The 26,395-nt window shown below is 39.3% G+C and carries 24 protein-coding genes and 1 tRNA gene; 6 read left to right on the top strand and 19 right to left on the bottom strand.

The features are described 5' to 3' along the window. Positions 1–5: 5 nt before the first annotated feature. From H5119_RS03880 to H5119_RS03810, 15 genes are all read right to left on the bottom strand, one after another. Complete coding sequence (locus H5119_RS03880) at positions 6–275, bottom strand: K+/H+ antiporter subunit F (protein WP_077538458.1); 270 nt, start codon at positions 273–275, stop codon at positions 6–8. Further along, positions 269–805 carry a Na+/H+ antiporter subunit E gene (locus tag H5119_RS03875; protein ID WP_077538460.1) on the bottom strand — a complete coding sequence of 179 codons (537 nt, stop codon included), beginning with the start codon at positions 803–805 and terminating at the stop codon, positions 269–271. Before H5119_RS03875 ends, H5119_RS03880 begins: the two co-directional genes overlap by 7 nt. Continuing rightward, positions 805–2,322 (bottom strand): monovalent cation/H+ antiporter subunit D, encoded by a 1,518-nt coding sequence (locus H5119_RS03870; protein WP_182701287.1) that lies wholly within the window; start codon positions 2,320–2,322, stop codon positions 805–807. Before H5119_RS03870 ends, H5119_RS03875 begins: the two co-directional genes overlap by 1 nt. Next, positions 2,319–2,672 carry a Na+/H+ antiporter subunit C gene (locus H5119_RS03865; protein WP_182701286.1) on the bottom strand — a complete coding sequence of 118 codons (354 nt, stop codon included), beginning with the start codon at positions 2,670–2,672 and terminating at the stop codon, positions 2,319–2,321. Before H5119_RS03865 ends, H5119_RS03870 begins: the two co-directional genes overlap by 4 nt. Further along, on the bottom strand, positions 2,672–5,464 hold the full coding sequence (locus H5119_RS03860) for a monovalent cation/H+ antiporter subunit A (RefSeq protein WP_077538466.1): 2,793 nt from the start codon (positions 5,462–5,464) through the stop codon (positions 2,672–2,674). Before H5119_RS03860 ends, H5119_RS03865 begins: the two co-directional genes overlap by 1 nt. 216 nt (positions 5,465–5,680) lie before the next feature. Next, positions 5,681–6,859, bottom strand: a complete 1,179-nt coding sequence (locus tag H5119_RS03855) for a hypothetical protein (protein WP_182701285.1) — start codon at positions 6,857–6,859, stop codon at positions 5,681–5,683. After that, complete coding sequence (gene nlpI, locus H5119_RS03850; protein ID WP_182701284.1) at positions 6,843–7,721, bottom strand: lipoprotein NlpI; 879 nt, start codon at positions 7,719–7,721, stop codon at positions 6,843–6,845. The genes H5119_RS03855 and nlpI overlap by 17 nt, the downstream gene beginning before the upstream one ends. Positions 7,722–7,862: 141 nt before the next feature. Beyond that, the gene (gene pnp, locus H5119_RS03845) at positions 7,863–9,989 is read right to left on the bottom strand and encodes a polyribonucleotide nucleotidyltransferase (protein WP_182701283.1); all 2,127 of its coding nucleotides are present in this window, start codon (positions 9,987–9,989) and stop codon (positions 7,863–7,865) included. A 365-nt stretch (positions 9,990–10,354) separates the two neighbouring features. Further along, a complete protein-coding gene (rpsO, locus tag H5119_RS03840; RefSeq protein ID WP_024610129.1) occupies positions 10,355–10,624 on the bottom strand; it encodes a 30S ribosomal protein S15 in 270 nt (89 codons plus the stop codon). Between the two features lie 152 nt (positions 10,625–10,776). After that, entirely contained in the window at positions 10,777–11,736 is a 960-nt protein-coding gene (gene truB, locus H5119_RS03835) for a tRNA pseudouridine(55) synthase TruB (RefSeq protein ID WP_077538474.1), read from the bottom strand. Continuing rightward, positions 11,720–12,205, bottom strand: coding sequence for a 30S ribosome-binding factor RbfA (gene rbfA, locus H5119_RS03830; protein WP_182701282.1), 486 nt, complete (start codon positions 12,203–12,205; stop codon positions 11,720–11,722). Before rbfA ends, truB begins: the two co-directional genes overlap by 17 nt. 109 nt (positions 12,206–12,314) lie before the next feature. Beyond that, positions 12,315–14,975, bottom strand: a complete 2,661-nt coding sequence (gene infB / locus H5119_RS03825; protein WP_182701281.1) for a translation initiation factor IF-2 — start codon at positions 14,973–14,975, stop codon at positions 12,315–12,317. A 25-nt stretch (positions 14,976–15,000) separates the two neighbouring features. Next, positions 15,001–16,500, bottom strand: a complete 1,500-nt coding sequence (gene nusA, locus H5119_RS03820; protein ID WP_077538480.1) for a transcription termination factor NusA — start codon at positions 16,498–16,500, stop codon at positions 15,001–15,003. A gap of 39 nt (positions 16,501–16,539) precedes the next feature. Next, a complete protein-coding gene (rimP, locus tag H5119_RS03815; protein WP_077538482.1) occupies positions 16,540–16,995 on the bottom strand; it encodes a ribosome maturation factor RimP in 456 nt (151 codons plus the stop codon). Between the two features lie 281 nt (positions 16,996–17,276). Next, positions 17,277–17,353 (bottom strand) — tRNA-Met (locus H5119_RS03810). 761 nt (positions 17,354–18,114) lie between these two features. On the opposite strand from H5119_RS03810, the gene H5119_RS03805 reads away from it, so the two are divergent. Beyond that, a complete protein-coding gene (locus H5119_RS03805) occupies positions 18,115–18,585 on the top strand; it encodes a globin (protein ID WP_182701280.1) in 471 nt (156 codons plus the stop codon). 51 nt (positions 18,586–18,636) lie between these two features. On the opposite strand, the gene H5119_RS03800 is transcribed toward H5119_RS03805, so the two are convergent. Both H5119_RS03800 and H5119_RS03795 read right to left on the bottom strand, forming a co-directional pair. After that, the gene (locus H5119_RS03800) at positions 18,637–19,011 is read right to left on the bottom strand and encodes a hypothetical protein (RefSeq protein ID WP_182701279.1); all 375 of its coding nucleotides are present in this window, start codon (positions 19,009–19,011) and stop codon (positions 18,637–18,639) included. A 297-nt stretch (positions 19,012–19,308) separates the two neighbouring features. After that, positions 19,309–19,713: a hypothetical protein gene (locus H5119_RS03795; protein WP_182701305.1), complete on the bottom strand. Its 405-nt coding sequence runs from the start codon at positions 19,711–19,713 to the stop codon at positions 19,309–19,311. 114 nt (positions 19,714–19,827) lie between these two features. Here H5119_RS03795 and H5119_RS03790 point away from each other — a divergent pair, with 114 nt between their 5' ends. From H5119_RS03790 to H5119_RS03775, 4 genes are all read left to right on the top strand, one after another. Beyond that, positions 19,828–21,384, top strand: a complete 1,557-nt coding sequence (locus H5119_RS03790) for a cryptochrome/photolyase family protein (RefSeq protein WP_182701278.1) — start codon at positions 19,828–19,830, stop codon at positions 21,382–21,384. Between the two features lie 111 nt (positions 21,385–21,495). Next, positions 21,496–22,509: a phospholipase gene (locus H5119_RS03785; RefSeq protein ID WP_182701277.1), complete on the top strand. Its 1,014-nt coding sequence runs from the start codon at positions 21,496–21,498 to the stop codon at positions 22,507–22,509. 29 nt (positions 22,510–22,538) lie between these two features. Beyond that, complete coding sequence (locus tag H5119_RS03780) at positions 22,539–23,702, top strand: peptidyl-prolyl cis-trans isomerase (protein ID WP_182701276.1); 1,164 nt, start codon at positions 22,539–22,541, stop codon at positions 23,700–23,702. Then, positions 23,699–24,205: a hypothetical protein gene (locus H5119_RS03775; protein WP_259398989.1), complete on the top strand. Its 507-nt coding sequence runs from the start codon at positions 23,699–23,701 to the stop codon at positions 24,203–24,205. Before H5119_RS03780 ends, H5119_RS03775 begins: the two co-directional genes overlap by 4 nt. A gap of 91 nt (positions 24,206–24,296) precedes the next feature. On the opposite strand, the gene H5119_RS03770 is transcribed toward H5119_RS03775, so the two are convergent. Next, positions 24,297–24,740, bottom strand: coding sequence for an Hsp20 family protein (locus tag H5119_RS03770; protein ID WP_182701275.1), 444 nt, complete (start codon positions 24,738–24,740; stop codon positions 24,297–24,299). Positions 24,741–25,227: 487 nt separating this feature from the next. Then, complete coding sequence (locus H5119_RS03765; RefSeq protein ID WP_182701274.1) at positions 25,228–25,755, bottom strand: redoxin domain-containing protein; 528 nt, start codon at positions 25,753–25,755, stop codon at positions 25,228–25,230. A gap of 120 nt (positions 25,756–25,875) precedes the next feature. Between H5119_RS03765 and H5119_RS03760 the strand changes: the two genes are divergently transcribed. Continuing rightward, positions 25,876–26,370, top strand: a complete 495-nt coding sequence (locus H5119_RS03760; RefSeq protein WP_182701273.1) for a TlpA disulfide reductase family protein — start codon at positions 25,876–25,878, stop codon at positions 26,368–26,370. Positions 26,371–26,395: the final 25 nt, after the last annotated feature.

Genomic DNA, 26,395 nt, shown 5'->3' with positions numbered 1-26,395 from the left:
TCACCTTATTCGATTATATCGCCACGTAGTAAATACTTACATACTGCTACCGTACTAATAAAGCCAAGCATAGCTATTAGCAAGGCTGCTTCAAAGTAAAGTCCGGTTCCCATGCTGATGCTATACAAAATAATTAAAGCAATAACGTTAATATACATAGTATCGAGCGCTAAAACACGATCGGGTACTGATGGGCCTATAATAAGTCGCCATAAATTAAGTAGTAACGACAATCCAATCATTGAAAAAACAATGAGTAATACGATATCTAACATTTAAATATCTCCTTTAATGGAGCTTCGTAGCGCTGTTTTATTTGCTTTATAAGTGCTTCTTCGTCTTTTAAATCAAGTACATGTATCAGTAAAAAGCGCTGTGTTGTCTCATCACCTTCAGCTAGCGCTTCATTAATAGGGTAAACCTCAGCGCTCACCGTACCTGGCGTTAACGACACACAGCTTGCCAATATAGTAATTGGCATGTCATGGGTTAAATCTATAGGTACTTTTATAAAAGCTGGACGTAACTTTCTAGATGGCCCTAGTATAAGTAAGGACACCTGTAAGTTTGCAACAATAATATCGTAAAGCACAATAAGTAATTGTTTAAACGCTAAGCCTGGTTTTAAAATAAGTGGTTGCGGATCTCGAAATGAGAAACTGAGTAAAGGTATAGATATTGCAAAAAACGTTGCTAATACCAAGTGCCCAGCCGACACGCTATTATTTAACAGCAGCCACACTATAAATAAAAACAAACTACGAAATGGCGTTGGTAGCCAGCGAAAACGAGCTTGCAATCTCATCACATGCCTCCTTTAAGTACTGCATTAATACCGCAATTTATGTCATGTAACTGAGTCGCAGCAGCCATCATGTATTCGCTAATTGGTCCGCCAAAAATAACCATTAATGGAGAGCATGCTAATAAACCTATAATTACGATTACTTGCAGCGAACGAGCATTCTTATATTCAGCACTTTCACTGCGTTTATCTTTACACTCCCAAAATAAGCTAGTGCCTGCTCGAGAAAGTGCTATTAATAGTGCAAAGCTAGTTACTAGATATACAGGCCAAAACAAAAGGGCTTGTTCACTGTTTAATGTTGCTTTAAGTATCCAAATTTTACCCACAAATCCCGATAAAGGTGGCATACCAACGACGGTTAACGCAGCAATAATAAAGCATACACCTAATAAAAAAGGCTGTTTAACTGAACGCCCTGCTACAAGCCTATCGGCTACTTTACCTCGTTGTGTGGCAATTAAATCAGCAAGTAAAAATAGCGCTGCACATACAAGTGTTGAATGCACTAAATAATACAGAAGCGCAGCGGTGGCATTTACATTTTGCAGTGCAACGAGTGCAACGAGTGTTCCTACCGACACCAATACTAGGTTAGCAGTTAATTTTCGTAAGTCTTGCGATGCTATAACACCAATTGCACCCACTATAATAGTTGCAATTGCTAAACCCCAAAGCCAAGGTTGCGCAACATGCTCAAGTGCACCAGCTTGTTCGCCAAATACAACCGTGTATACACGTAACATAGCGTAAACACCTACTTTGGTCATAATAGCAAATAGAGCAGCAACTACGGGCTTAGCACTTGCGTATGTATTTGGAAGCCATAAATGCAGCGGTAACAGCGCCCCCTTTAAGGCAAATACAACCAGTAGTAATAAACCACCGGCTTTTGCTAGGTATACATCATCACCAGTAAGAAGCGAAACTTTATGAGCCATATCTGCAATATTGAGTGTACCTAATACGCCATACAAAATTCCTAAACCAATTAAAAATACGCTTGAACCAACTAAGTTTAATATTACATACTGCAGCGCAGCACGTGTATTTTGTTTATCTCCCGCATGCATAAGTAATGCATATGAAGCAATAAGCAGTACTTCAAAAAATACAAATAAATTAAACAAATCACCCGTTAAAAATGCACCATTCACACCTAAGACTAGAAAGTGGACAAGCGGATGAAAAAAGCTACCTTTTTCGTCATCGCCAGCACTGCCATATAAAATAGCGCCCAGCCCTAAAAAGGAAGTTAGCGCGACCAACAAAGTAGATAGCATATCGGCTACTAACACAATGCCAAATGGTGCAGACCAATTGCCAATCGCGTAAACATTAATACCCGTGTTATGAACATGCATTAATAGCAGCGCACTCACAACAAAAGTAATAATAGCCATTACAATTGAGACAATACGACGGATTTTAACGCTTTTACCACATGGTGGAAGCAGTAAAATAACCGCCGTTAGCATGGGGAGTAAAATAGGCAAAGAAGCTAAATGTTGAATCATTTTTGCTCCTTACTGTCAGTAGATGCATTAGGCACATAACCATCAACATGGTCGCTACCTAAATCGGCGCGTCCACGTATTGCCAAAATAACCACAAATGCAGTCATTGCAAAACCAATTACAATAGCAGTAAGCACTAATGCTTGTGGTAACGGATCGGCATATTCTGCGCCTGTACCAAGTACTACCGCTTTATTAATAGCAAGACGCCCTGCTGAAAACAAAAACAAGTTCACAGCATATGAAATCATAGTAAGCCCAAGTACAACAGGGAACGTACGAGCTCTTAGCAGTAAAAATATACCGCAACTGACTAATACTCCAACGCAAGATGCGTACAATAATTCCATTAAATATTTACCTCTTTTTTCTGGGTATCTGCTGTCATATTACCTAAGCTTGCTAAAATCATTAGCGTAGCGCCAACAACAGTGAGGTATACACCTAAATCAAACACAATTGCACTGGCAAGCTCTGTTTTACCGATAAATGGAATATCAAAGTAATCAAACCACGTTGTTAAAAATGGCTTATCGAAGAACCAGCTACCTACACCGGTAAATAGTGCAATACCAATACCTGAAGCTATAATTTTACGGTAATTAACATCAAAGCGTTCATTTATCCATGAAGTACCATGCGCCATGTATTGCAAAATAAACGCGATAGACGTTACTAACCCAGCAATAAATCCACCACCTGGTAAGTTATGACCGCGTAAGAAAATATACGCTGAGACTAATAACGCAAGTGGTAGTAAGCTTTGTGAAATACTTGCCAGTAATATTGGATGACGCTCTCGTGCCCATGGGCGACCTTCGCCGTCACTGGCTGGCATAAATAATGGAATTCTAGAGAGTACTTTAAATATACCTAAAGCAGCGATACCCAATACCGTAATTTCACCAAGTGTATCAAAGCCCCTAAAATCGACCAAAATAACGTTAACCACGTTGGTACCCCCACCACCTATTTTTGCATTAGCGATAAAGAAGTCGGAGATTGAATCTAATGGACGAGTAAGTAGCGCATAACAAATGCTCGCAATAACGACCCCCAGTGTAGAGGCTATTGCTAGGTCTCGTAGAATTCGTAATGAACTCGATTCTTTGGGCGTATACTGCGGTAAGAAAAACAACGCCAGCATAAGCAAAATAATAGTCACAACCTCAACTGTTAGTTGGGTAAGCGCTAAATCAGGTGCCGAAAAACGTGTAAATAAAACCGACACCATTAGCCCCACAATGGATAGCATTAACAACGATACCATTCGAGAACGGTGCCAAAGAACTGTAGCGAGGGCACCAATAATCAACAAGCCTGCACCAATCGCATTGTGCACATCAACAGGAGTACGCGGCATACTACCGGCCAATTGCTGCATTTCAAATAATGGCCAACCTGCACACAATAATACGACAACTAACATAATTACAAGGTAGCGCTGCAATGAGCCATTTTCTGTGCTATTTATTTTTGACTGACACCAAGCAATGACGGTTAAGATCACCCGCTCATATGTTTTCTTAGCATTAAGTGGGGGTAACGATGCTTGAAATTGGTATAGGTATTTACGATTAATGTAAATAAACAAACCACCAACAATAGCCATTGCACTCATCAACAGTGGTAAATTAAATCCATGCCAAATAGCCAATTCATAAACAGGCATTTCTTTGCCAAGTACAGCTAAAGACGCAGCCGATAAAATACCGTCAATAGTGAAGTGTGGAAACATGCCTACCAATAAACAAATCACGACTAATATTTCTATTGGTACACGCATATAACGCGGTGGTTCGTGTGGTGTACGAGGTAAATCAATCGGTTCACCATTAAAAAATACATCATGAATAAAGCGTGCTGAATACGCAACTGCTAATGCACCTGCAACCGTTGCCAGCACTGGGATCAACCATGACATAGAGCCGAGTACTTGCTGGTGCAAGGTTTCTGCAAAGAACATTTCTTTAGATAAAAAGCCATTTAACAGCGGTACACCGGCCATTGCAGCTGCAGCAACCATGGCGAGAGTTGCTGTGTAAGGTAAGTATCGCCACATCCCATTGAGCTTACGCATATCACGCGTGCCTGTTTCATGGTCAATAATACCCGTTGCCATAAAGAGTGAGGCTTTAAATGTTGCGTGGTTTATTATGTGAAAAATGGCTGCAACGGTCGCAAGCTCAGTATCAAGACCTAACAACAGCGTTATTAAACCTAAATGACTTATTGTTGAATACGCCAACAACCCTTTTAAGTCATGTTTAAAGAGCGCAATATAAGCACCAAATAATAACGTAGCTAAACCCGTTAATCCCACTAGGATAAACCACGTCTCGGTACCCGCTAGAGCAGGGTAAAAACGCGCCAATAAAAATATACCGGCTTTTACCATAGTCGCAGAATGTAAATACGCACTTACTGGCGTAGGTGCAGCCATTGCATGTGGTAGCCAAAAATGAAACGGAAATTGTGCCGATTTGGTAAACGCACCTAATAGCACTAATACCAATGCTAGCTCGTATAACTCATGCGATTGAATGATTGCCTTGCTTGCTAAAATAACATCAAGGTCGTAACTGCCAACAATATCACCGAGTAACATTAACCCAGCAAGTAACGCTAAACCGCCCGCACCTGTTACAGCCAGTGCCATGCGCGCGCCTTTGCGAGCTTCCGATTTATGCCACCAAAAACTAATCAACAAGAATGAACTAATACTGGTTAATTCCCAAAATAACCAAAGTTGAATAACATTATTTGACATCACAATGCCAAGCATTGCGGTCATAAACAACATTAAATAACTGTATAGTTTGGCCATGGAGTCATTAGCGCTGAGGTAGTAACGAGTGTATAAAATAACAAGCAAGCCTATGCCTAAAATCATAAACATAAACAATAAACTGAGGCCGTCTAATCGCAGCGATAAATCAAGCCCAATTGAAGGGATCCAAGCCAAAGAATAACGAATAGTTTCGCCCGCTAAAACTGCAGGTGCATGGTATAGAGTAATCCCCAAAGCAGTTAAAGGCGCAAGAGCCGTTAAGCTAGCGCTTTGATTGCGAGAGAGCTTACCTGTGCATGCAGAAATAACACTGCCAATTAAGGATAACAAGGGTATCCAGAGCAAAGTCATAATATAGGGCCTTTTATAATCATAAATTTATCAGGACGTCACCCATTTAGAACTAAGTGATGCTTTTACTGCCTGTTTTTTAACGACATTAATAGATATAGTTATACTGAAAAACACTTATTTTGTCTATAAAAAGCGGGTCTATATGGATGTTTTTCAAGTAAGAATCAACAATTTTTAAAGCATAAAAAAACCGTAAACTAATATTAAAAATTGTTAATTCAATATAGCCTTGTTTGCTGGTGTAAGCGTATCAAAGTAACGAGAGATATGACCATTGGTCATATCTAGATGTTTTAACCAAAGTGTCCTGTATTGCGCTGAGAGTCCTAATTGTTGATACTGCATAATAGACCATTTTTTACTTGGTTTATAAGCTACACCATAGTATTGACAACTTTGGCTTTTATGCCAACCTCTTGGAGGCATTTCACCATGAGAAATAAATAAGTTAGGCGCAACCAATCCACTTTTTTTACACAACCATGCTTGTTTCGATAGTGGTAAAACATATTCGTCTTCAAATCCACTAAAATGCATTAGCTCATGCAAAAACACCGTATAATTTGCTTGAGAGCTCAAATGCATTATTTCATTTCTAACATTAGCGCTACCGTATTTTGGCATCATTATTATAAAATCGAAGTTATCAGGAAGGTGCTTTTTTAGTAATGATGAAGGCCAGTTGCACTGCGCCATTTTAGTGGCTTCATTATTACAATCAATAGCCCCTGCAACATACATAGGCTTAGAAAAACAAAAGACATTCTTAGCGGGCTCTGGTTGCTTATCAAAAATGTTTACCAATTCAGCTAGTTTATAAAGACCGCTGCGATGATCGCTCATCATTAAAACGTTAAATCTACATTGAGGATCTGGTTCAACATTCGGATTGACTGATAAAAAACCAAGCCTTTGTAAAAATAGCGTAGGTATAACGCGATAAGACTTACCTACTTCTAAGTTTAAATGACCTAAAACATCACTGCGTGGAAGGCGATTCTTATTAACTAATAATTTCAGATCACCCCAACGCGATTGCCCAAGTAACTGCTCAGCTAATTCTATGTTCTGTTGAGAAGTTAAACTGCCTAAACTAGGCAGCCAAAATAGCTTAGCGGTTTCGCTTTGCCCCCTGCCTAATAAAGTTAATGAATATTCGTATTGTGCTAAAGGAATTTTGTTCCGCGCTAGCAAAGCTAATGTGCTCTGCGGGAGTTGTTTTAAATGCGTCGAAAAATAACGGGGAAATAACCAAAAGCTTGCAATGGGATTGGCTTTTGCATTTAAAACCTGCCAAAAGCCAATTTCATTAGATCTATTACTCGATGCTGTTATGAGTAAACTACAGAGTAATATGCCAACTAACTTTAAAATATTAACCGGCGTTTTCATCTGTCATTAGTTCAAGCTCTAAACGCGCATATTTGTATTCAATAAATTCATGCACGTTAGTTGCAAGAGCTAATTTAAAGTAATCAGCTGCTAGATAATTATTACCCGCTGCTTGATGTAATTTAGCTAAGTAAAAATAAGCCTCGCATAAACGCTGCGCGTATTCTTGCTCTGATTTAACACCATCGCTTATACCCGATAAGAACGTATTTTCACTCATATCTCCGACAAAAAGAGCAATTAACTGATATGCCCATTGTGACTCATCCAGCGCTTTTGCATTCGCTTTAAGCTCTACAAGTGCTTGCTCTTTATTATCTTGAGCCTGCGCTAAATAAAGCCATAACACACGATAAGGATCATTTGGAGAGCGCGCCAAAAATTCAATAAAGTCACTTTTAGCTATACTTGCACGATCGCCATAATAAAGCGCTATCCCACGATTTAAATAAGCATACTCATGCCCTTCATCAAGCTCTAATGCTGAGTCGAAAAATTCATAAGCTTTTTCATATTGTTGCATTAACGTATGTTGAATACCTAAAAAGTTATACACCTCAGCAAGATCGGGCTTAAGCTTTACTGCGCGGTTAAAATCAATACGTGAAAGCGTAGTCATACCTAAGCTGTCAAATAATACGCCACGGTCGTAATACAGCTTTGCCTGTTGCTCAGGGCTTAAGTCTGCTCGATTAAGTAGTTCAGAATAACGTGCAATAGCTATTTCGCTTCTAAAATCAGAAACTAAAGGTGCAGTAAAGGGCACATTAACAATCGGGGTTGGTTCTGATTCTGTAGTCGTTTGGCAAGCGCTTAAAGACAAAATAGCAAAAGATGCCAAAGCTAAATGTTTGAGTATCATTAAAATCCTTAATACCTAGATATATCGCGATAAATATAAGACAGACCTTATCTTATAAGGTTTCATTAAAGCATAAAAAAAGGGGCTAAACAGCCCCTTTTTTACTATCTAGCTAATATAACTAGATTGATAAGTTAGCAATTACGCGTCAGTTGTCGCGTCAGCTGCAGGTGCTGCTGATTCCATTGCTTCTTTAATACTTAGACGTACACGGCCTTGGCGATCTACTTCTAGTACTTTAACTTTAACTTCTTGACCCTCAGAAAGGTGATCAGCCACGTTATTAACGCGCTCAGTACTAATTTGAGAAATATGTACTAAACCATCTTTACCTGGAAGAATATTTACAAACGCACCGAAATCTACGATACGTACAACTTTACCTTCGTAGATAGTACCTACTTCTAGCTCAGCTGTTAATTGCTCAATACGGCTAATTGCATTGGCTGCACTTTCGCCATCTGTAGCGGCAATTTTAATTGTACCGTCATCACCGATTTCAATCGTTGTGCCCGTTTCTTCAGTAAGCTGACGAATAGTTGCGCCACCTTTACCGATAACTTCAGCGATTTTCTTCTGTGGGATCTTCATTGTGTAGATACGAGGAGCAAACATTGATAGCTCTTCAGAAGGAGCAGAAATCGCTTCATCCATCACTTCTAAGATATGTAAACGTGCAGCTTTTGCTTGTTTAAGCGCAATTTGCATGATTTCTTGAGTGATACCTTCGATTTTGATATCCATTTGAAGTGCAGTAATACCCGCAGCAGTACCCGCAACTTTAAAGTCCATGTCACCTAAGTGATCTTCATCACCTAAGATGTCAGAAAGAACAACGAATTTTTCGTCTTCTTTAACTAGACCCATTGCGATACCCGCAACAGACGCTTTAATTGGAACGCCAGCATTCATAAGTGCAAGTGAAGTACCACACACAGAAGCCATTGAAGATGAACCGTTTGATTCAGTGATTTCAGATACTACACGGATTGAATATGGGAATTCAGTCAATGTTGGCATTACAGCAGCAATACCACGCTTAGCAAGGTTACCATGGCCGATTTCACGACGCTTAGGAGAACCAACAAAACCAGTTTCACCTACACAGAATGGAGGGAAGTTATAGTTAAGCATAAAGTGGTTTTTATGAGTACCCGTTAAATCGTCGATTAACTGTGAATCACGTTCTGTACCAAGTGTCGCTGTTACTAACGCTTGAGTTTCACCACGTGTAAAGATAGCAGAACCGTGAGTACGCGGTAATACGCCAGTCATTACGTCTAGTGCACGAATCATATCTGGTTCACGACCATCGATACGTTTTTCGCCAGCAGCGATACGGCCACGAACGATTTTCTTCTCAAGTGAACCGAAGATTTTGCCAATTTCTTGCTTGTCTAAAGACTCGCCTTCAGCAAGTTCAGCTGTTAATACTGCAACAACTTCATCTTTAGCTTCACCAAGAGCTTCTTTACGCGCTACTTTATCAGTGATTAAGTAAGCTGCGCCTACTTTTTCAGCAGCAATAGTTGCTACTTTATCTTCTAGTGCAACGTTTTTAGCTGGTGCAGTCCAATCCCAAGTAGGCTTACCTGCTTGCGCTTTAAATTCTTCGATTGCGGTGATGATCGATTGAGATTGCTCATGGCCATATACAACAGCGCCAAGCATTACGTCTTCTGCAAGTACGTTAGCTTCTGATTCAACCATAAGTACCGCTTTATCAGTACCCGCTACTACTAAATCAAGTTGGCTTTCTTCAAGCTCTTTAAGTGTAGGGTTAAGTACGTATTCGCCGTTGATGTAACCAACACGAGATGCACCAATTGGGCCACTGAACGGGATACCAGAGATAGCAAGTGCAGCTGAAGTACCAATCATCGCAACCATATCAGGTTGAATTTCAGGGTTTACAGATACAACTGTCGCGATAACTTGTACTTCGTTTACAAAACCGCTTGGGAAAAGTGGGCGAATTGGACGGTCAATTAGACGTGCAATAAGTGTTTCGCCATCGTTAGGACGACCTTCGCGCTTTAAGAAACCACCTGGGATACGACCAGCAGCGTACATACGCTCTTGGTAGTTAACTGTTAGTGGGAAAAAGTCTTGACCTGGTTGTGCTTCACGCTTGCCAACAACAGTAACTAAAACTGAAGTATCGCCAATGCTAGCAAGTACAGCGCCGTCTGCTTGACGAGCGATTGCACCAGTTTCTAGCGTAACTGTATGTTGACCAAGTTGAAATTTTTTAATAATTGCTTGCACTTAAAATGTTCCTTAAATGTGTTCTTAAGTAAGTTGCCATCAAAGTACCAATTACAGTACTTAATTGTATTTATTTTAAAATCAATTAAGTACTACAATTGGCGATGACGTAAATAATCAAGCTAAACCTTTTTAGCTTGGGCCGTAGTATATACCAAAGCACCGTTAAAATGCGAGCTTAGCAATCAGATAAACACGACTCTAAACTCGTATTTAAAATCATTTTTGTTACTTTGAATAGTGGGGTTTTTATTTTGAAATTCAAGAAGTTTATACCAATTGGTATAAATTATATTGTAGGTCTTTAGAAGAATTTTAGGCACAAAAAAAGGAGCTAAAAAGCTCCTTTTTCTGTAATCAAGTTCTTAGCGACGTAGGCCAAGCTCTTGGATTAATGCAGTATAACGCGTGATATTTTTACCTTTAAGGTAATCAAGCAGTTTACGGCGAGTACTTACTTTACGAAGCAGACCACGACGTGAGTGGAAGTCATGCTTGTGGTCAGCAAAGTGACCTTGAAGCTTGTTGATATCAAAAGTAAGTAAAGCTACTTGTACTTCAGGTGAACCAGTGTCGCCTTCAGCACGTGCAAATTTAGCAATGATATCGATTTTTTCTTGATTACTTAGTGACATAATAACTCCAAAAATTAAATTTAAAAGGTGTCTTAGCCGATCACTAATTCAGCCAAAACGATTAAGCGGGCGTATTCTACCAAGTATGGAGATAACTACAAGTTAATTATCCCACCGTATGGCTAATAGCCAGCTTTAAATAACAACATTAGCTATTCAGGTTTTACGTAATCATCTTGCTGACTGGCAAGTCCACGCTTCACTTTTAAGTGACCGTTAGCATTCGCTTCGCCTGTACCGATGAAAACACCATCAGCCAATACCTTAATTGAACCATCAGGTAACGTTATTGGTAATTCGACTGCTTGCCCGTGACTAAACACCGAGCCCTGCTCTTTCGTTATTTCAACCACAGGTAAATCAACTAAAGCAGTATCAATTGGTAGCAGCAATGGATCGATATAAGTAGAAGGTGCAATTTCTTCACTTTTTGCTTTTGCTAATAACGCTTCAACGTCATCGAGCGAAACCATTTTATCTGCTGGGTACTGACCAACCGCAGTTCTGTGAAGCATTATGACATGTGCGCCACACCCTAGGTTTTCACCTAAGTCATCTACAATAGTACGGATATAAGTCCCTTTTGATACATGGGCCGTCATTTGTAATACGTTGTTTTCTTCATCAAACTCGTCAAATGATAAACTAAACACATTTATCTTTCTGCATTTACGAGGTACTTCAATACCTTCACGTGCATACTTATATAACGGTCTGCCTTGATATTTAAGTGCCGAATACATAGATGGATACTGATCAGACTCGCCAACAAACGCAGCAATTTCTTTTGTTAGCTGTTCACGCGTTACATTAACGTCTTTGGTACTGACAATTTCACCATCAGAGTCTGATGTTGTTGTACGTTCACCTAACTTAGCGCGAACAACATAGGTTTTGTCAGTATCAAGTAAGAACTGCGTAAATTTAGTCGCCTCACCAAAACAAATCGGCAGCATGCCTGTTGCAAGCGGATCAAGTGCACCTGTATGGCCCGCTTTTTGTGCAAAATAAGCACCCTTTGCCTGTTGCAGTGCTTTATTTGATGAAATGCCTTGCGGTTTGTTTAACAACAAAATACCGTCTACTGCACGGCCTTTACTGCGCTTTGCCATCTGTATCAGTGCCTTTTTCGCTATCTGTTTCGTCTTCGTGTTCAATATTCTCTTCGCTATCTGACGCATCAGCAGCATCAACACTTTCTACGTCTTCATCAACATGCTTTGCGTTATCTTCGCGGATAATAGAGTCCACCAAGTTAGAGATACGCATGCCTTCCATAAGTGAGTTATCAACTAAAAATTTTAACTCAGGCATTATACGTGCACGAATACGCTTACCCAGTAACGAGCGAATATAACCTGTTGCTTCATTAAGTACTTTTGCGCTTTGCTTTGCAGCATCTTCATCTTGTGTATTAAACACAGTAATAAAAATTTTGGCATAAGATAAATCGCGCGATACTTCTACCGCTGACACTGTCACCATACCTAGGCGTGGATCTTTAATTTCGCGTTGTAAAATTACAGCAATTTCTTTTTGGATTTGCTGTGCAACACGATCAGTGCGAGAAAATTCTCTCATTGCATTTGTCCTAAAATCATAACTTATTGAAATTTAATAATAAGCTAATTAAATAATGGATACACAAATGGGGGCTAAGCCCCCATTTATTAGTTTAGCGAGCTAACAATTAAAGAGTACGTTGTACTTCAACTGTTTCAAATACTTCGATTTGGTCACCAACACGTACGTCATTGTAGTTCTTAACACCGATACCACATTCCATGCCGTTACGAACTTCAGCTACATCGTCTTTAAAGCGACGAAGTGACTCAAGCTCACCTTCATAGATAACCACGTTTTCACGTAGTACACGGATAGGCGCGCTACGTTTAATAACACCTTCAGTAACCATACAACCAGCGATTGCGCCAATTTTTGGAGACTTGAATACGTCACGAACTTGAGCAAGACCAATGATTTCTTGTTTAAACTCTGGTGCTAGCATACCTGACATGGCTTGCTTAACTTCTTCGATTAAGGCATAAATTACGCTGTAATAACGAAGATCTAAGTTTTCAGTATCAATCACTTTACGAGCAGAAGCATCAGCACGAACGTTAAAGCCAACTACAATTGCGTTAGACGCTGCAGCAAGCGTTGCATCAGTCTCAGTAATACCACCAACACCTGAACCTACAATCTTCACTTTTACTTCATCAGTAGAAAGCTTAGTTAGTGAATCAGAGATTGCCTCGATAGAACCTTGAACGTCTGCTTTAAGTACCACGTTAACTTCAGACACATCACCTTCAGTCATGTTAGTAAACATGTTTTCAAGCTTCGCTTTTTGCTGACGTGCTAGTTTAACATCGCGGAACTTACCTTGACGGTATAAAGCAACTTCACGCGCTTTACGCTCGTCTTTAACAACAGTCGCTTCGTCGCCCGCAGCTGGAATACCAGAAAGACCTAAAATCTCAACTGGAATAGATGGACCAGCTGATTTAATGTCTTTACCGTTTTCATCGCGCATTGCACGAACACGGCCATACTCAAGACCACATAATACAATGTCACCTTGATTAAGTGTACCAGATTGAACAAGTACTGATGCTACTGGACCACGACCTTTATCAAGACGAGATTCAATAACAACACCTGCAGCCATACCTTCAGTAGGTGCAGTTAATTCTAAAAGCTCAGATTGCATAAGCACAGCTTCAAGAAGGTCATCAATACCTAAACCAGTTTTAGCTGAGATATGAACATACTGTGTATCGCCGCCCCATTCTTCTGGGATAACGTCTAGTACAGCTAGTTCGTTTTTAACGCGGTCTGGATCTGCGCCTTCTTTATCCATTTTGTTTACAGCAATGATTAAAGGAACGCCAGCTGCACGTGCGTGCTGTACCGCTTCTTTAGTCTGTGGCATAACGCCATCATCTGCTGCAACCACTAGGATTACGATATCTGTCGCTTTAGCGCCACGAGCACGCATTGATGTAAATGCAGCATGTCCTGGTGTATCTAAGAACGTGATCATATTGCCGTTTACATCAACATGGTATGCACCAATATGCTGTGTAATACCACCGGCTTCGCCTGAAGCAACCTTTGCAGAGCGAATGTAATCAAGAGTCGATGTTTTACCATGGTCAACGTGACCCATAACAGTTACTACTGGCGCACGTGGCTCTGACTTACCATCTTCATGGCGGTCATTAAGTACTGTTTGCTCTAATTCGTTTTCTTTAACAATGATAACCTTGTGGCCCATTTCTTCTGCAACTAGTTGTGCAGCTTCTTGGTCAATCACTTGGTTAATGGTAACCATGTCACCCATTTTCATCATTGTTTTAACAACTTCAGCGCCTTTAACGGCCATGCGTGATGCAAGCTCAGCTACTGTAATTGTTTCGCTAATACGCACTTCATTTTTAACATCAACAGTTGGTTTTTGGAAACCATGTTGCAGCGATGCTGGTGCTTTTAACTTAGACTTGTTACGGCCTCTTGACGCTGCAAATTTATCTTTTGCTGGCGCTTTTTTCTTTTTCTTAGCACGGCGTGTACCTTGCTCATCACGAGCATCGGCAACATCTTCTGCTTCACGTGCATAAGTAGAAGTTGTAAGATGGTGATCCGCTGTTTCTTCGCGTTTCTTACGTTCTTCTTCTTCTTTCTTCCAGCGTGCCGAGTTTTCTTCAGCTAGCTTTCTTGCTTCTTCTGCTTGACGTTTCGCTTCTTCTTCAGCTTTCTTCAATGCGGCCTCTTCTGCTTCTTTTTGCAGACGCTCAGCTTCTATGCGATCTTTCTCAGACTTAGCACTTTGCTCTGGGGTCATCTGCTTTTGTTTCGCTTTACGCTCTGCATCAGCTTTGCGTTTAGCTTCTTCTTTGGCTTTACGGTCAGCGTCTTCTTTTGCTTTGCGTTCTGCCTCTTGTTTCGCTTTTAATTCTGCGGCTTCTTGCTCAGCTTTTTGCTGCTCTTCAAGACGTATTTTTTCTTCAGCGGCTAAGCGTGCTTGCTCTTGTTCTTGTTCCATTGCGCTTTTCTTCACGTAAGTACGTGTTTTGCGAACTTCAACTTGAACAGCTTTAGCTTTACCCGTAGAGCCAGTCACACTTAATGTACTCTTGCTCTTGCGTTGTAAAGTCATACGCGCTGGACCATCTGAACCTGTACCGCCATGATGCTTGCTTAAATGATCAAGTAACGTTGCTTTTTCAGCTTCTGTTACATTATCAGTTGCTTGCTTAGTGATACCTGCTTGTGAAAACTGCTGTAGCAATTTATCAACAGTTGTACCTATATCGCCGGCTAGTTTTTCAACATTTACTTCTGCCATAGTGTGTAATACCTCCGTTAATAAATTACTCGTCTGCAAACCAACAAATGTTTCGTGCAGCCATAATTAGTTCACCCGCTTTTTCAGATGAAAGTTCTGTAATATCGACGAGTTCATCAATACCTTGCTCTGCCAAGTCTTCAAGTGTAACAACACCCTTACTTGCCATAACAAAAGCCAGATGACGCTCTAAGCCTTCAAGCGCAAGTAAGTCTTCAGCCGGCTCTGCGCCTTCTAAGCTTTCTTCCGTTTTAAGTGCTTTAGTTGTTAATGCATCTTTTGCACGTGAGCGCAGCAGATCAACTGTTTCTTCGTCTAAGCCATCAATTTCTAAAAATTCAGATGCTGGTACGTACGCTACTTCTTCAAGTGTCGAGAAACCTTCATTTATAAGTAATGATGCAAACTCATCATCAATTTCTAAATTTTCAGTGAATAAGTTAAGCAACTTATCTGATTCAGCTTCATTTTTAGTACGCATGTCTTCAACAGTCATAACGTTTAGTTCCCAACCTGTTAGTTGGCTTGCTAAACGAACATTTTGACCATTACGACCAATCGCTTGCGCTAGGTTATCTGCATCAACTGCAATATCCATTGAGTGAGTGTCTTCATCCATTACGATTGAAGCAACTTCTGCAGGTGACATTGCATTAATTACAAACTGTGCTGGGTTGTCGTCATAAAGAACAATATCAACACGCTCGCCACCAAGTTCTGACGATACCGCCTGAACACGTGCGCCACGCATACCAACACATGCGCCAATTGGGTCAATGCGTTTGTCATTAGATTTTACAGCTATTTTAGCGCGTGAACCTGGATCACGTGCTGCGGCACGTAATTCAATCATTTCTTCGCCAATTTCTGGCACCTCAATGCGGAATAATTCCATTAGCATTTCTGGCTTAGAACGCGTTACAAATAATTGTGCTCCGCGTGCTTCTGGCTTAACTTCGTATAAAAGACCACGGATTCGGTCACCCGGACGAAAGTTTTCACGAGGAAGCATATCATCACGAAAAATAACCGCTTCAGCATTATTGCCCAAGTCAAGTACGATAGAATCACGCGTTGCTTTTTTAACAACACCCGTGACTAACTCACCTACTTGGTCTTTGTATGCATCAACAACTAAAGCACGCTCAGCTTCACGTACTTTTTGTACGATCACTTGTTTTGCCATTTGCGTTGTAATACGGTCAAATTTAATTGAATCAATTTGCTCTTCAACGTAATCGCCAAGCTGCAAATCAGGTTCATCAACCTGCGCTGCTTCTAGTGTGATTTCGCTGTAAGGGTTCTCTAATGAACCATCTTCTTGCACTGCTGCAATTTGCCAACGACGGAACGTATCGTAATCACCCGTTTTACGGTCAATTGCTACACGCACTTCAATTTCGCCATCGTGTTTTTTCTTTGTCGCTGTCGCTAATGCGAACTCTAGAGCTTCAAAAATCTTTTCTTTTGGAACCGCTTTCTCATTGGAAACGGCTTCAGCAACCAATAATATCTCTTTTGCCATGGGTAATGCCTCGCTTGCCCTATTCCTTCGCACTCGAATTTAAAACTTTGCGATTAAATTCGCACGTTCGATGTTACTAAGCATGATTAGATGCTCTGCACCATCACTAGATAGTGTAATCATATCGCTGCTAACTGCTACTAAGTCGCCTTTAAAATTACGACGACCATCTTGTGGAAGCTTAGTACGTACACGTACTTCCTCTCCTTGCGCCTGCTCGTAATGATCTTGTTTGAATAATAGACGATCAACACCAGGAGACGATACTTCCAAATCATATTCATTTGTAATCGGGTCTTCGACGTCTAAAATCGCACTAATTTGGCGACTCGCATCCGCACAGTTATCAACTGAGATCCCATCCTCATGAGCAATGTATACTCTCAAGGTAGAATGGCGACCCGCTTGTACAAATTCAAGACCATATAATCCAAAGCCTAACATTTCTACCGCAGGCGATAACATGGTTACTAAATCTTGTTCAAGTTTTGTCACGAAAATCCTCCATACAAACAAAAAAAGGGCTTATAGCCCTAAAATACTGAGTTTAAATTTTAATTTGATGAAAATAAACATCAAACCGAAAGGTGCAGATACAACAACGCCCCGAACCAAGCGGGGCGTCACACCAAAAAGCATAAAACTGTGTGGCCTAGGGCCGAGCTTGGTTGCGAGTCAGTTACCTGACCAAATTAAACTACACTAGCTTAAACGCAAAACGCGCATTACTTAGAATGCGCGACATAAATTAATAAGCTTTCGCTTATTATTAGAATTGGTTGCGGAAGCCGGATTTGAACCGACGACCTTCGGGTTATGAGCCCGACGAGCTACCAGACTGCTCCATCCCGCGCCAATAGATATTAAAATCTTAATTTAATATCGCTGTTAGCTTTTTAGAACAAGCTAAACAATGGCGGCTATTATAAGGATGCGTGGGGTAATTAGCAACTATAATCACTAATAACTTTACAAATTATCTAATTCAACATAGTTGTCAATTTAATGTGTATTTAATTAACACGCATAATTTCGTTTATCTTTCGAGGTTGAATTTGCAGCAGTGTGTTTGGCTTTTAGGCAAGGCAGCGCTATGGTAGGTGACTACTTTTCACAAAAACTTGAGTCATTACCAAACTAACCTGAACGCTGGTTAAGAGATTTATTAACGTATTGAATCATGGTGATATTTAAATTTATTTTCTCTAGCCAGAGATTTTCAGTGAAAACAAGGCTAATTTACGCGTCAATAGCGGGCCCATTGCAAGTAAATTCAACGCAGTTAGCGCTGAAAATAGCTGCTCGAGATAAATTTATTATCCAGAGTTCAGGTTAACTAAGTTGCAAGTTTTACATCACGGCTAAACCATCTCTAGATTACCTAAATTCCAGCTCTCAAAGATCAGTAAAGCACTACTGTATAATCTATGAGATAGTTCTTTATAGATAATCACTCTCATTATTAATTATAAAAATAACATACAAATCAAAATATTGGTCGCAGCTTTGTGTTTTGTCATTAAAAAACCGTGCGCTTTTTTATCTACTGGCTATACTAAAAACCAAAATATAGACTCTAAAAACCAATGATGACCTGATGCAGCGAGGCATTTAATGAAAACACATCAACCAGAATTATTAAAAAGCCTTAGCATTATAAAACCAAATTTTCATGCTTTCACTAAGCGTTTTCACACCAAATTAACTCAATCTTGTATTACAATGAGTTACCCCACTGCTGCGCAATTTAATGAAAGAAGTTATACCCTTTACTGTATGTTAGAACGTATTATTAAGCATTTGGATAACCCTTTATCTGTTGCTCCTTTTTTATCATATCAATTACAGTTTTTGAATAATGATAATATTCAACAATCCGACATTAAAGTATTGTGTGACACGTTTTATGCCACACTAGAAGAGCACCTAGGGCAACGTTTTAGTTCAGAGAAAAAAGTAGCTTGGCGTAAAGTTTTAATGTTTTTTGAAAATTTTTCGAATAACAGTCTGTTTCATACCACAAACGTAATTTCACTAGAACAACGGATGCTCAAAAAAGCAAGTCATGAGGAAGCAAATAGTTAATTGCCTCAGGTAGCAAAAATTTTAACTCTGAAAGATCAACAACCCCTTGTGTCATGGTAAATAAATAGCCTGATCGTTTAAGCGATTTAGCTTTTTATTTTCTATTTCTATCAGTAATCCGTAATGTGTACTTAAAGCATCTATTCGCTTAGATAAGGCAAGATGAAAGGTGGTATCGGCTTCACTACTGCCTTGGTAGTCCATCCGTTGCTCTAATTTTAATGTTTCTTCTTTGAGTTCATTACTTAATGTGATTACTTTACTACTTGCGGCTTTTATTTCCCGATGTAATTGCTCTTTACGAATGAAACCATCAATATTTTCATTTCCAGTCTGATTTGCGTTATCACTTTTTTTTGTCTTTTCAAGATTTTTGATCTGCTGAGTTACTCTGTCTATACTCATTTGTTGATTTTTAATAAGCACATCAAACTTTGATATGGTCGCAATTATTTGCTCAGCAATTGCTACACTTTGCTTGGGGCGTGTTAACCTTTGTGGATTGAAATTTGTTCAATCTAGGGGCGATTTAATCGCGGCGCGAGGTTTGTGACCTAGCGGGCTAAGTAAAAACCGAGCAACAAAGAGTTAATCGCCCCTAGAAAGAACCTAAAGGGCAGCGCATGTTTGGCATTTATGCTGCGTTATCGCCTATTTATGGGGAATACCACACCACATAGGCGCAGCCTTGCCTAAATACCAAACAGTCTGCTGCAAAATCAATCACGAAAGGTCAACACGCCCTAGACCTGCTAAGTTATTAGCTTGCAAATCAAAACTGTTATTAAACATGCTAAGTTGTTTTTGCATTTGTGACTTATACGATTCGATTTTATTTTGATGCTCACCAAGTTGCTTTTTCAGAGCCGTCATTTTTATGTGCGAATCGATTGTATTTGAATCAGCACTCGGTTTTGGATTAATACTATTTTGCTCGCCGCTATGTCGTTTATCATCGCGTGGCGTCATTACATTTAAATGCAAAATTTGTGGATTGTCAGCGCATGGTTGTTGACTAAACTCCACTGCGCCGCTCGTCTCACATTTATAAATAGCGGTGGTTTCGGCTGATCCGGTAATTGGACTCCCGCAAACAAATAGCATTAAAACCGTTTTTAATTTATTCATCACTTCTCACCTGAAATATGCATTGCTAAAAATTAACTTTAAGGTAATAACTTAAAATTCAACAAAGCGATCTGCTAATTAAACATACCCGTATACTATTAATTTGGCTTAACTATGACTCATTATAAAACATTAAGACTTATTTTAGGTGATCAACTTAACCCGTCTCACTCCTGGTTTAAACATAAGGACAATGACACTCTTTATCTTGTCGCAGAGCTTAAGCAAGAAACTGATTATGTTAAGCATCATATTCAAAAGATATGTGCATTTTTTAGTGCTATGGAAAACTTTGCCCATGCGCTAAGTTGCGCAGAGTTTAATGTATTACACTTGACCTTAGATGAAACCCAAAATGATAAAAATTTACCCGATTTACTTAATCGCATAGCGAAAAAATATCACTGCTCAGCCATACAATATCAATATCCTGATGAGTTCAGACTCAAAGAGCAACTTTTATTATTTAAACAAGCAAGCACATATAATGTAACCGCAGTCGATAGCGAGCATTTTTTACTTCCCTTTTCGCAAATAAAAGAGCGTTTTTCAAAAAACAAACATGTAACGATGGAGCATTTTTATCGCGCTATGCGTAAGCAATTTGATGTACTTATGGAGCAAGGAAAACCTGAAGGCGGTAAATGGAATTTTGATAGTAATAATCGTAATAAGTTTTCTAAAAACGACTTAGTGGATATACCTTTACCCAAGGTTTTTAATAATGATGTAAGTACAATTATTGATCGCTTAGATAAACATCAAGTGAGCTACCTTGGTGAAATAAAAAATCAACGTTTACAATGGCCAACCACTAGAAAACAAGCTATTAGCTGCCTTGAGTACTTTTGTGAAAATTTACTTATTAATTTTGGTCAGTTCCAAGATGCAATGACAAATCAAAGTGAGCACAACACTAGCCTTTATCATAGCCGATTATCGTTTGCCATAAACGCAAAATTGCTTCATCCACTTTATGTCATTAATCGAGTCATAAACGAATATAGGCAAAGACCTAATGAAATATCAATCTCACAAGTAGAAGGCTTCGTTAGACAAATTTTAGGGTGGCGAGAGTATGTCCGGGGTGTTTATTGGATCAATATGCCCGACTACGCACGTAAAAACCAATTACAGGCGAAAAATAAATTACCTGAATACTTTTGGCATGGCTCTACAAAAATGAACTGTTTGAGCCACTCTCTTTCGCAAAGTTTAACAACGGCTTATGCCCATCATATTCAGCGCTTAATGGTTATTGGAAACTTTTGTATGCTTACGGGAATTAATCCTGATGACGTAGATAACTGGTATTTAGGTGTTTATATAGATGCTATTGAATGGGTAGAAATGCCTAATACACGTGGCATGAGCCAATTTGCCGATGATGGTATCATTGCGACAAAACCCTACGCAGCAAGTGGAAACTACATTAATAAAATGAGCGATTACTGCAAGAGTTGCCAATACGATGTTAAACAAAAAGTGGGAGAAAAAGCATGCCCCCTTAATAGCCTATACTGGAACTTTATGCACACCCACCGCAGTAAATTAGAGAAAAACCCGCGTATAGGCATGGTTTATAAAAACTGGGACCGACAAACCGAAGAGCAAAAAGCAGCGCTATTAAAACAAGCTGCTGCGTATTTAGTTGATTTAGAAAGTCTGTGACCTATGAAACAGGTAAATTTGTTAATTAAATGTTTAATTTTTCTGTCATTGTACTGTAATAGCGCTATCTTTTAATAGCGTTAATCCTTTAAATACAGCAATGAGATAAAAATGAAAAAAATATTAACATCGGCAATTATATTACTTACAAGTATCAACCAAGCACATGCATTTAGCCAAGAAACCCATAAGCGGATTGTTATTGACGCTGTAAGTTATATGGAGCAAAACCCACAATCAACGCAATATGCGGCGCTGTCGCAATATGCTTTACAAAATAAAATGTCAGTTTCACAGCTGGCTGAGCTACTAGGGCAAGCAGCCTATGATGTTGATGATTTTGAAGATACTTTTTTATGTGGTGCCATTACGGGCTCTTGTGTCCAAGCTCCTCTTTGGGGCGCGGCTGAAAGCATTGTAAAATATACTAGCTATTGGCACTTTCAAAACCATACGCAAGGCGCTGATCAGCATGGTAATGATTTTGGCGGCTATAACTACGACAAACTCACTGTATGGGGCACCATTGATAGCTTAGCTGCGGCTTGGTTAAAAGGGGACTATTTAGATGATGGAAAGGGAAGAGAAACAGGCTGGTTTAATGCTGACTCTTCAAAATATAATAGTTATGACATTACCGAAGCTCATTACCGAATTGATAGTCAATCGAACTATAATATGTATGATGATTTTGAAAAAATTCCTTTTCAACCAATCGATAACTTAGGCCAATACTGGTTTCAAAGCTATTTAGACAGTGGTAATCCACAAGTACTGGGGTTTGTATTTCATACAACTGATTTACTTCAGCCGCATCACACATGGACAACTTCAGATTTAAATCACTCTAGCTGGGAAGGCTGGGTAAAGGATTATTATGATCAAGAACAACTCAATGATCCTAGCTTAATACGTCAAGCAATAAATACCTTTTCACCGTTAGATGAAGCCTCAACGGATGTACGTCCATTGCTAACCCAAGGCGGTTCTTTTTCGTACGCTCAAGGAGGTATTGTGCTTAATTCGAAAGATCATTACGATCGTGTCGATACCGCTAAACAAGTTATCCCTCATGCTATTGCAATGGTTGTACATTTATTAAATCATGCCATGGTTGCCCGCTAATGAGGTATTTCGCCTACCTATGTGTAGTAATGTTTGGGCTGCTTTACAGCAGCCAAGCATTTACGAGTGTTGAAAAGTACACACCCGCTGAAATACAGATGATGCATCAAATATATCAACAGCAAAATAGTGACATTAGTCTTTCGCAAACACGTTATCGTTTATACGAGAACCAATTTTTGCTAAGTGAAGCACAGCGCCTAATGCCCAACAAGGTAGCCCGTTTGTCTGATGTAGGTTTTACCACCGGTTACCATGTAGAGCGCTACCTAAATAACCTTTTTATAAAGCAACTACATTTACCACCGACCATCGAAGCTTCTAATAATGTTAAACATTTTACGGCCAGCTGGCTTACGAACACATTAGGTGAATATCCTGCGAATGGACAATATTCTGAAACGCAAAAAAACACATTAAATTTAGTAAAACTTGAACATTTTGCGTTTCCTGCAATGTCTGTTTATGACTTCATTAAACCACTTTCTATGCAAATACGGTTTAGGTTGCATCAAGGCGATAACCAGTTATTTCAAGCAGAAATAGCTAAAAAGCATCAATATTTTATAAATTTAGAAAAAGCGACCAACGCATTTAAAGCAAAAGATATCAACATTGATAATTTAATAAGCATTGCTCAAGGTGACATATTGCGTCCTTCGATTCAAAGCTGGCTTGGCGTAAAAGACATGATGCATGGACAAAGCCCGATACTCGAACAATTAGAAAAACAAGTTTCTGAACAACAAATAAATCAGTATTACCAAGCAAATAAAAGTCGCTTCAAATATTTATATCAAATAACAGCCCAAGGTGCTGAATTTAAAAATAGAACTGACGCGGTTAAATTTAAGAATGAAGTGGCAAAGAGTACTTTCAAAGCGGCTTTAAGAGCGGCTAATATGAATGATATTTATAGTAAATTTGATAATAATATCAATCGAGAGCATAAAAAAGAGTGGGTAGTACAACTTGCATTTACTCAAAATGAAAATGAGCTTTCTGAAGTCATTCGTTCGCCAGCGGGATTATGGGTTGTGGTGTTAACTAATGACTATGAATATAGATATTTTGCAGCAACGGGCCAAACAGTTCGCTATCAAGCGATTAAATCTGTGGCGTTACAAAATGCTCATCAGCAATACCAGCAAAAGTGGGCTGCGTGGCACACACAAAATGAGATTAAGTTATGAAAATAAAGCTCACGGCACTCATCACAATATCTTTAGCCATTACCTTCATATACTATTTCTCTGGCTCCACCGAGCAGAAAAAAATGGTACTAGCGACTAAACAACCAACAGGTGAGCGACCTATAATAAAGCAAGCTGTACACACCGTAAAAAAAATTGAAGATGTACATCCTTCAAATATTAAAAAAAGCACCTTGGATGGGCATATTCAACAGGTAATTACTGAACCGAATTACTTACCCCCACTAAATAAAAGTAAACTAAGCAGTGTTCAATACAAGGGAGATTTAGACGATCATAAAGCCTACCAACAATTTCAACAAGAGAAGCAGCACGCACTAGAAAGTAGCTTTATCAGTGCTGTTAATACCAAAGTTACAACGTTAGAAAGCTTAATTGCTAAAGGGCGTAAACAAGGGATGAAGCAAGAGCAGCTTCAAGAAGCGATTGATAAAATCGCTCTGCTGAAAAAAACACAACAGAGTTTACTTAACCAAGATTAAGAGGGCGTTGTAGATTTAAATTCAATTGCATAAAAAAGCCGTCTCAAGTGAGACGGCTAAATAATCAAGGGAAACTAAGGTTAAACAGGGTTTATTTATCTTCGATTAAATGACCTTGCCCTATCTCTATTTTACGAGGTTTAAGTGCTTCTGGTATTTCACGCTGAAGCTCTATAGTAAGCAAACCGTTAGCTAAGTCGGCACCAAGCACTTTTACATGGTCCCCAAGCTGAAACTTACGTTCAAAGTTGCGCTCTGCGATACCTTGATGAATAAATTTACGCTCTTTGTCATCTTTATTAGCTTTAATACCAGCCACTTTCAATGTGTTGTTTTCTGACTCAATGGTCAATTCGTTATCACTAAAACCAGCAACGGCCATAGTAATTCTGTATCTGTCTTTATCGAGAGCTTCAATGTTATAAGGAGGGAAACTTGGCTGCTTGTCTGTACTTGCCGCCGCGTCCATAAGTGATGCTAAATGTTCGAAGCCGATGAATGAACGATAAAGTGGTGATAAGTCTACTGTACGCATAATAATATCCTCATATTTAAGCGATATTTTGCAAGTGCTTTTCCGTAGAACAAGCGCTAGCAAATATTATTTAATAATATAAATTTCAATTGTTTAAGTTTAATTTAGGACCCATCAGGCGCCCTACTAAACTATATATGGACGGTAAAAATGTTTTCAAGTAAAAAAATTAAATAATTTAAGAAATAAAAGACACGTATAATAAATACGTGTCCTAGGGCGTGTTGACCTTTGTGGATTGAAATTTGTTCAATCTAGGGACGATTTAATCGCGGCGCGAGGTTTGTAACCTAGTGGGCTAAGTAAAAATCGAGCAACAAAGAGTAAATTGCCCCTAGATCGAGCTCAAAGGGCAGCGCATGTTTGGCATTTATGCTGCGTTATCGCCTATTTATGGGGAGTAAGCACACTACATAGGCTCTGCCTTGCCTAAATACCAAACAGCCTGCTGCAAAATCAATCACGAAAGGTCAACGCGCTCTAAGAGCTATTCAGTCAACGTGCCACGAATGGGGTAATCGTTTTCGCGAATAAACTTAATTCCCGAGAGTAAATCGTTTAAATCGGGTCTTGAGAATGGCGCATTTGACTTATCAACTATCTGAATTTGATCCTGCTCGTTAACAATAAAAATTGCCGGCTCTGCAAATGGATGATCGGTTTCATTTTCATTACGCGGCTCACTAATATACAAGCCAAGATCTGTCATCTGCACGAGCGAAAGACTACTGTACAATGGAAAATTCACTTCTAAATCTTTTAGGTGTTCCGTCAGTTGTTCGTGGCTGTCGCCACTAACCGCCGCAAGCTCAACACCGGCATCAATAAATTGGCCTTTCATTTTCGCTAATGCATTAAGTTGTTTAGTACACAATGGACAGTGCTTACCACGATAAATAACAATCATTTTCCATGGTAAATCTGTTTGTCTAACTGTAATATCAGCCTGCTTATTATCACTGTCTTTAACAACAAGTGCAGGTATTTTCATCGCTGGTTGTAGGTCGTTACTCATAATCATATTCTCCTTTGTAAAAGTTAAATATTGTTATTGCTTGCTAAGTAGAGCTTAGGGTTAAACTTATTAATTCAAGCATTAAAATGTAATCAATCTTATTTTATTGGGGAGGAACACATGAAAATACTACGTAGTGCGTTTATAAATATAAGCTTGGCAATATTAGTCTTTTATTTAGTAAGTACTTTTAAAGAACGCAATTTGCTTCAAACGAATAATACACCAGCACCCTATTTTAATTTACCACTTTTAAACCAACCGACGGAAAGAATAAGCATTGCACAACTTGAAGGCAAAACCACTGTTGTCTATTTTTTTGCGCCATGGTGCACAATTTGTCGTTACAGCATGCCGAATCTAGAAGCTGTACTAGAGAGTTCTAATATTAATGCAATTGGTATTGCATTTGATTATAAGAATGAGCAAGAAGTCGCTCACTTTGTTGATGAATTAAACCTCACTATGCCAATTGTATTAGGAGACAAACATACTCAAGCGAACTATAAAGTAAGTGCATTTCCAACTTATTACGTCATAAATGAAAAATTGCAGATCACTGCGCGTTCAATGGGCTACTCAAGTCAGTTAGGGATTGCAGCAAGAGCTTGGTAGATATGTGGTCCATTGTGGCTTAAAT

Origin of the sequence: Pseudoalteromonas sp. SG45-5, from assembly GCF_014164085.1 — a bacterium.
Lineage (GTDB): Bacteria > Pseudomonadota > Gammaproteobacteria > Enterobacterales > Alteromonadaceae > Pseudoalteromonas > Pseudoalteromonas aliena.
This window is presented reverse-complemented; position numbering and strand designations above follow the sequence as displayed.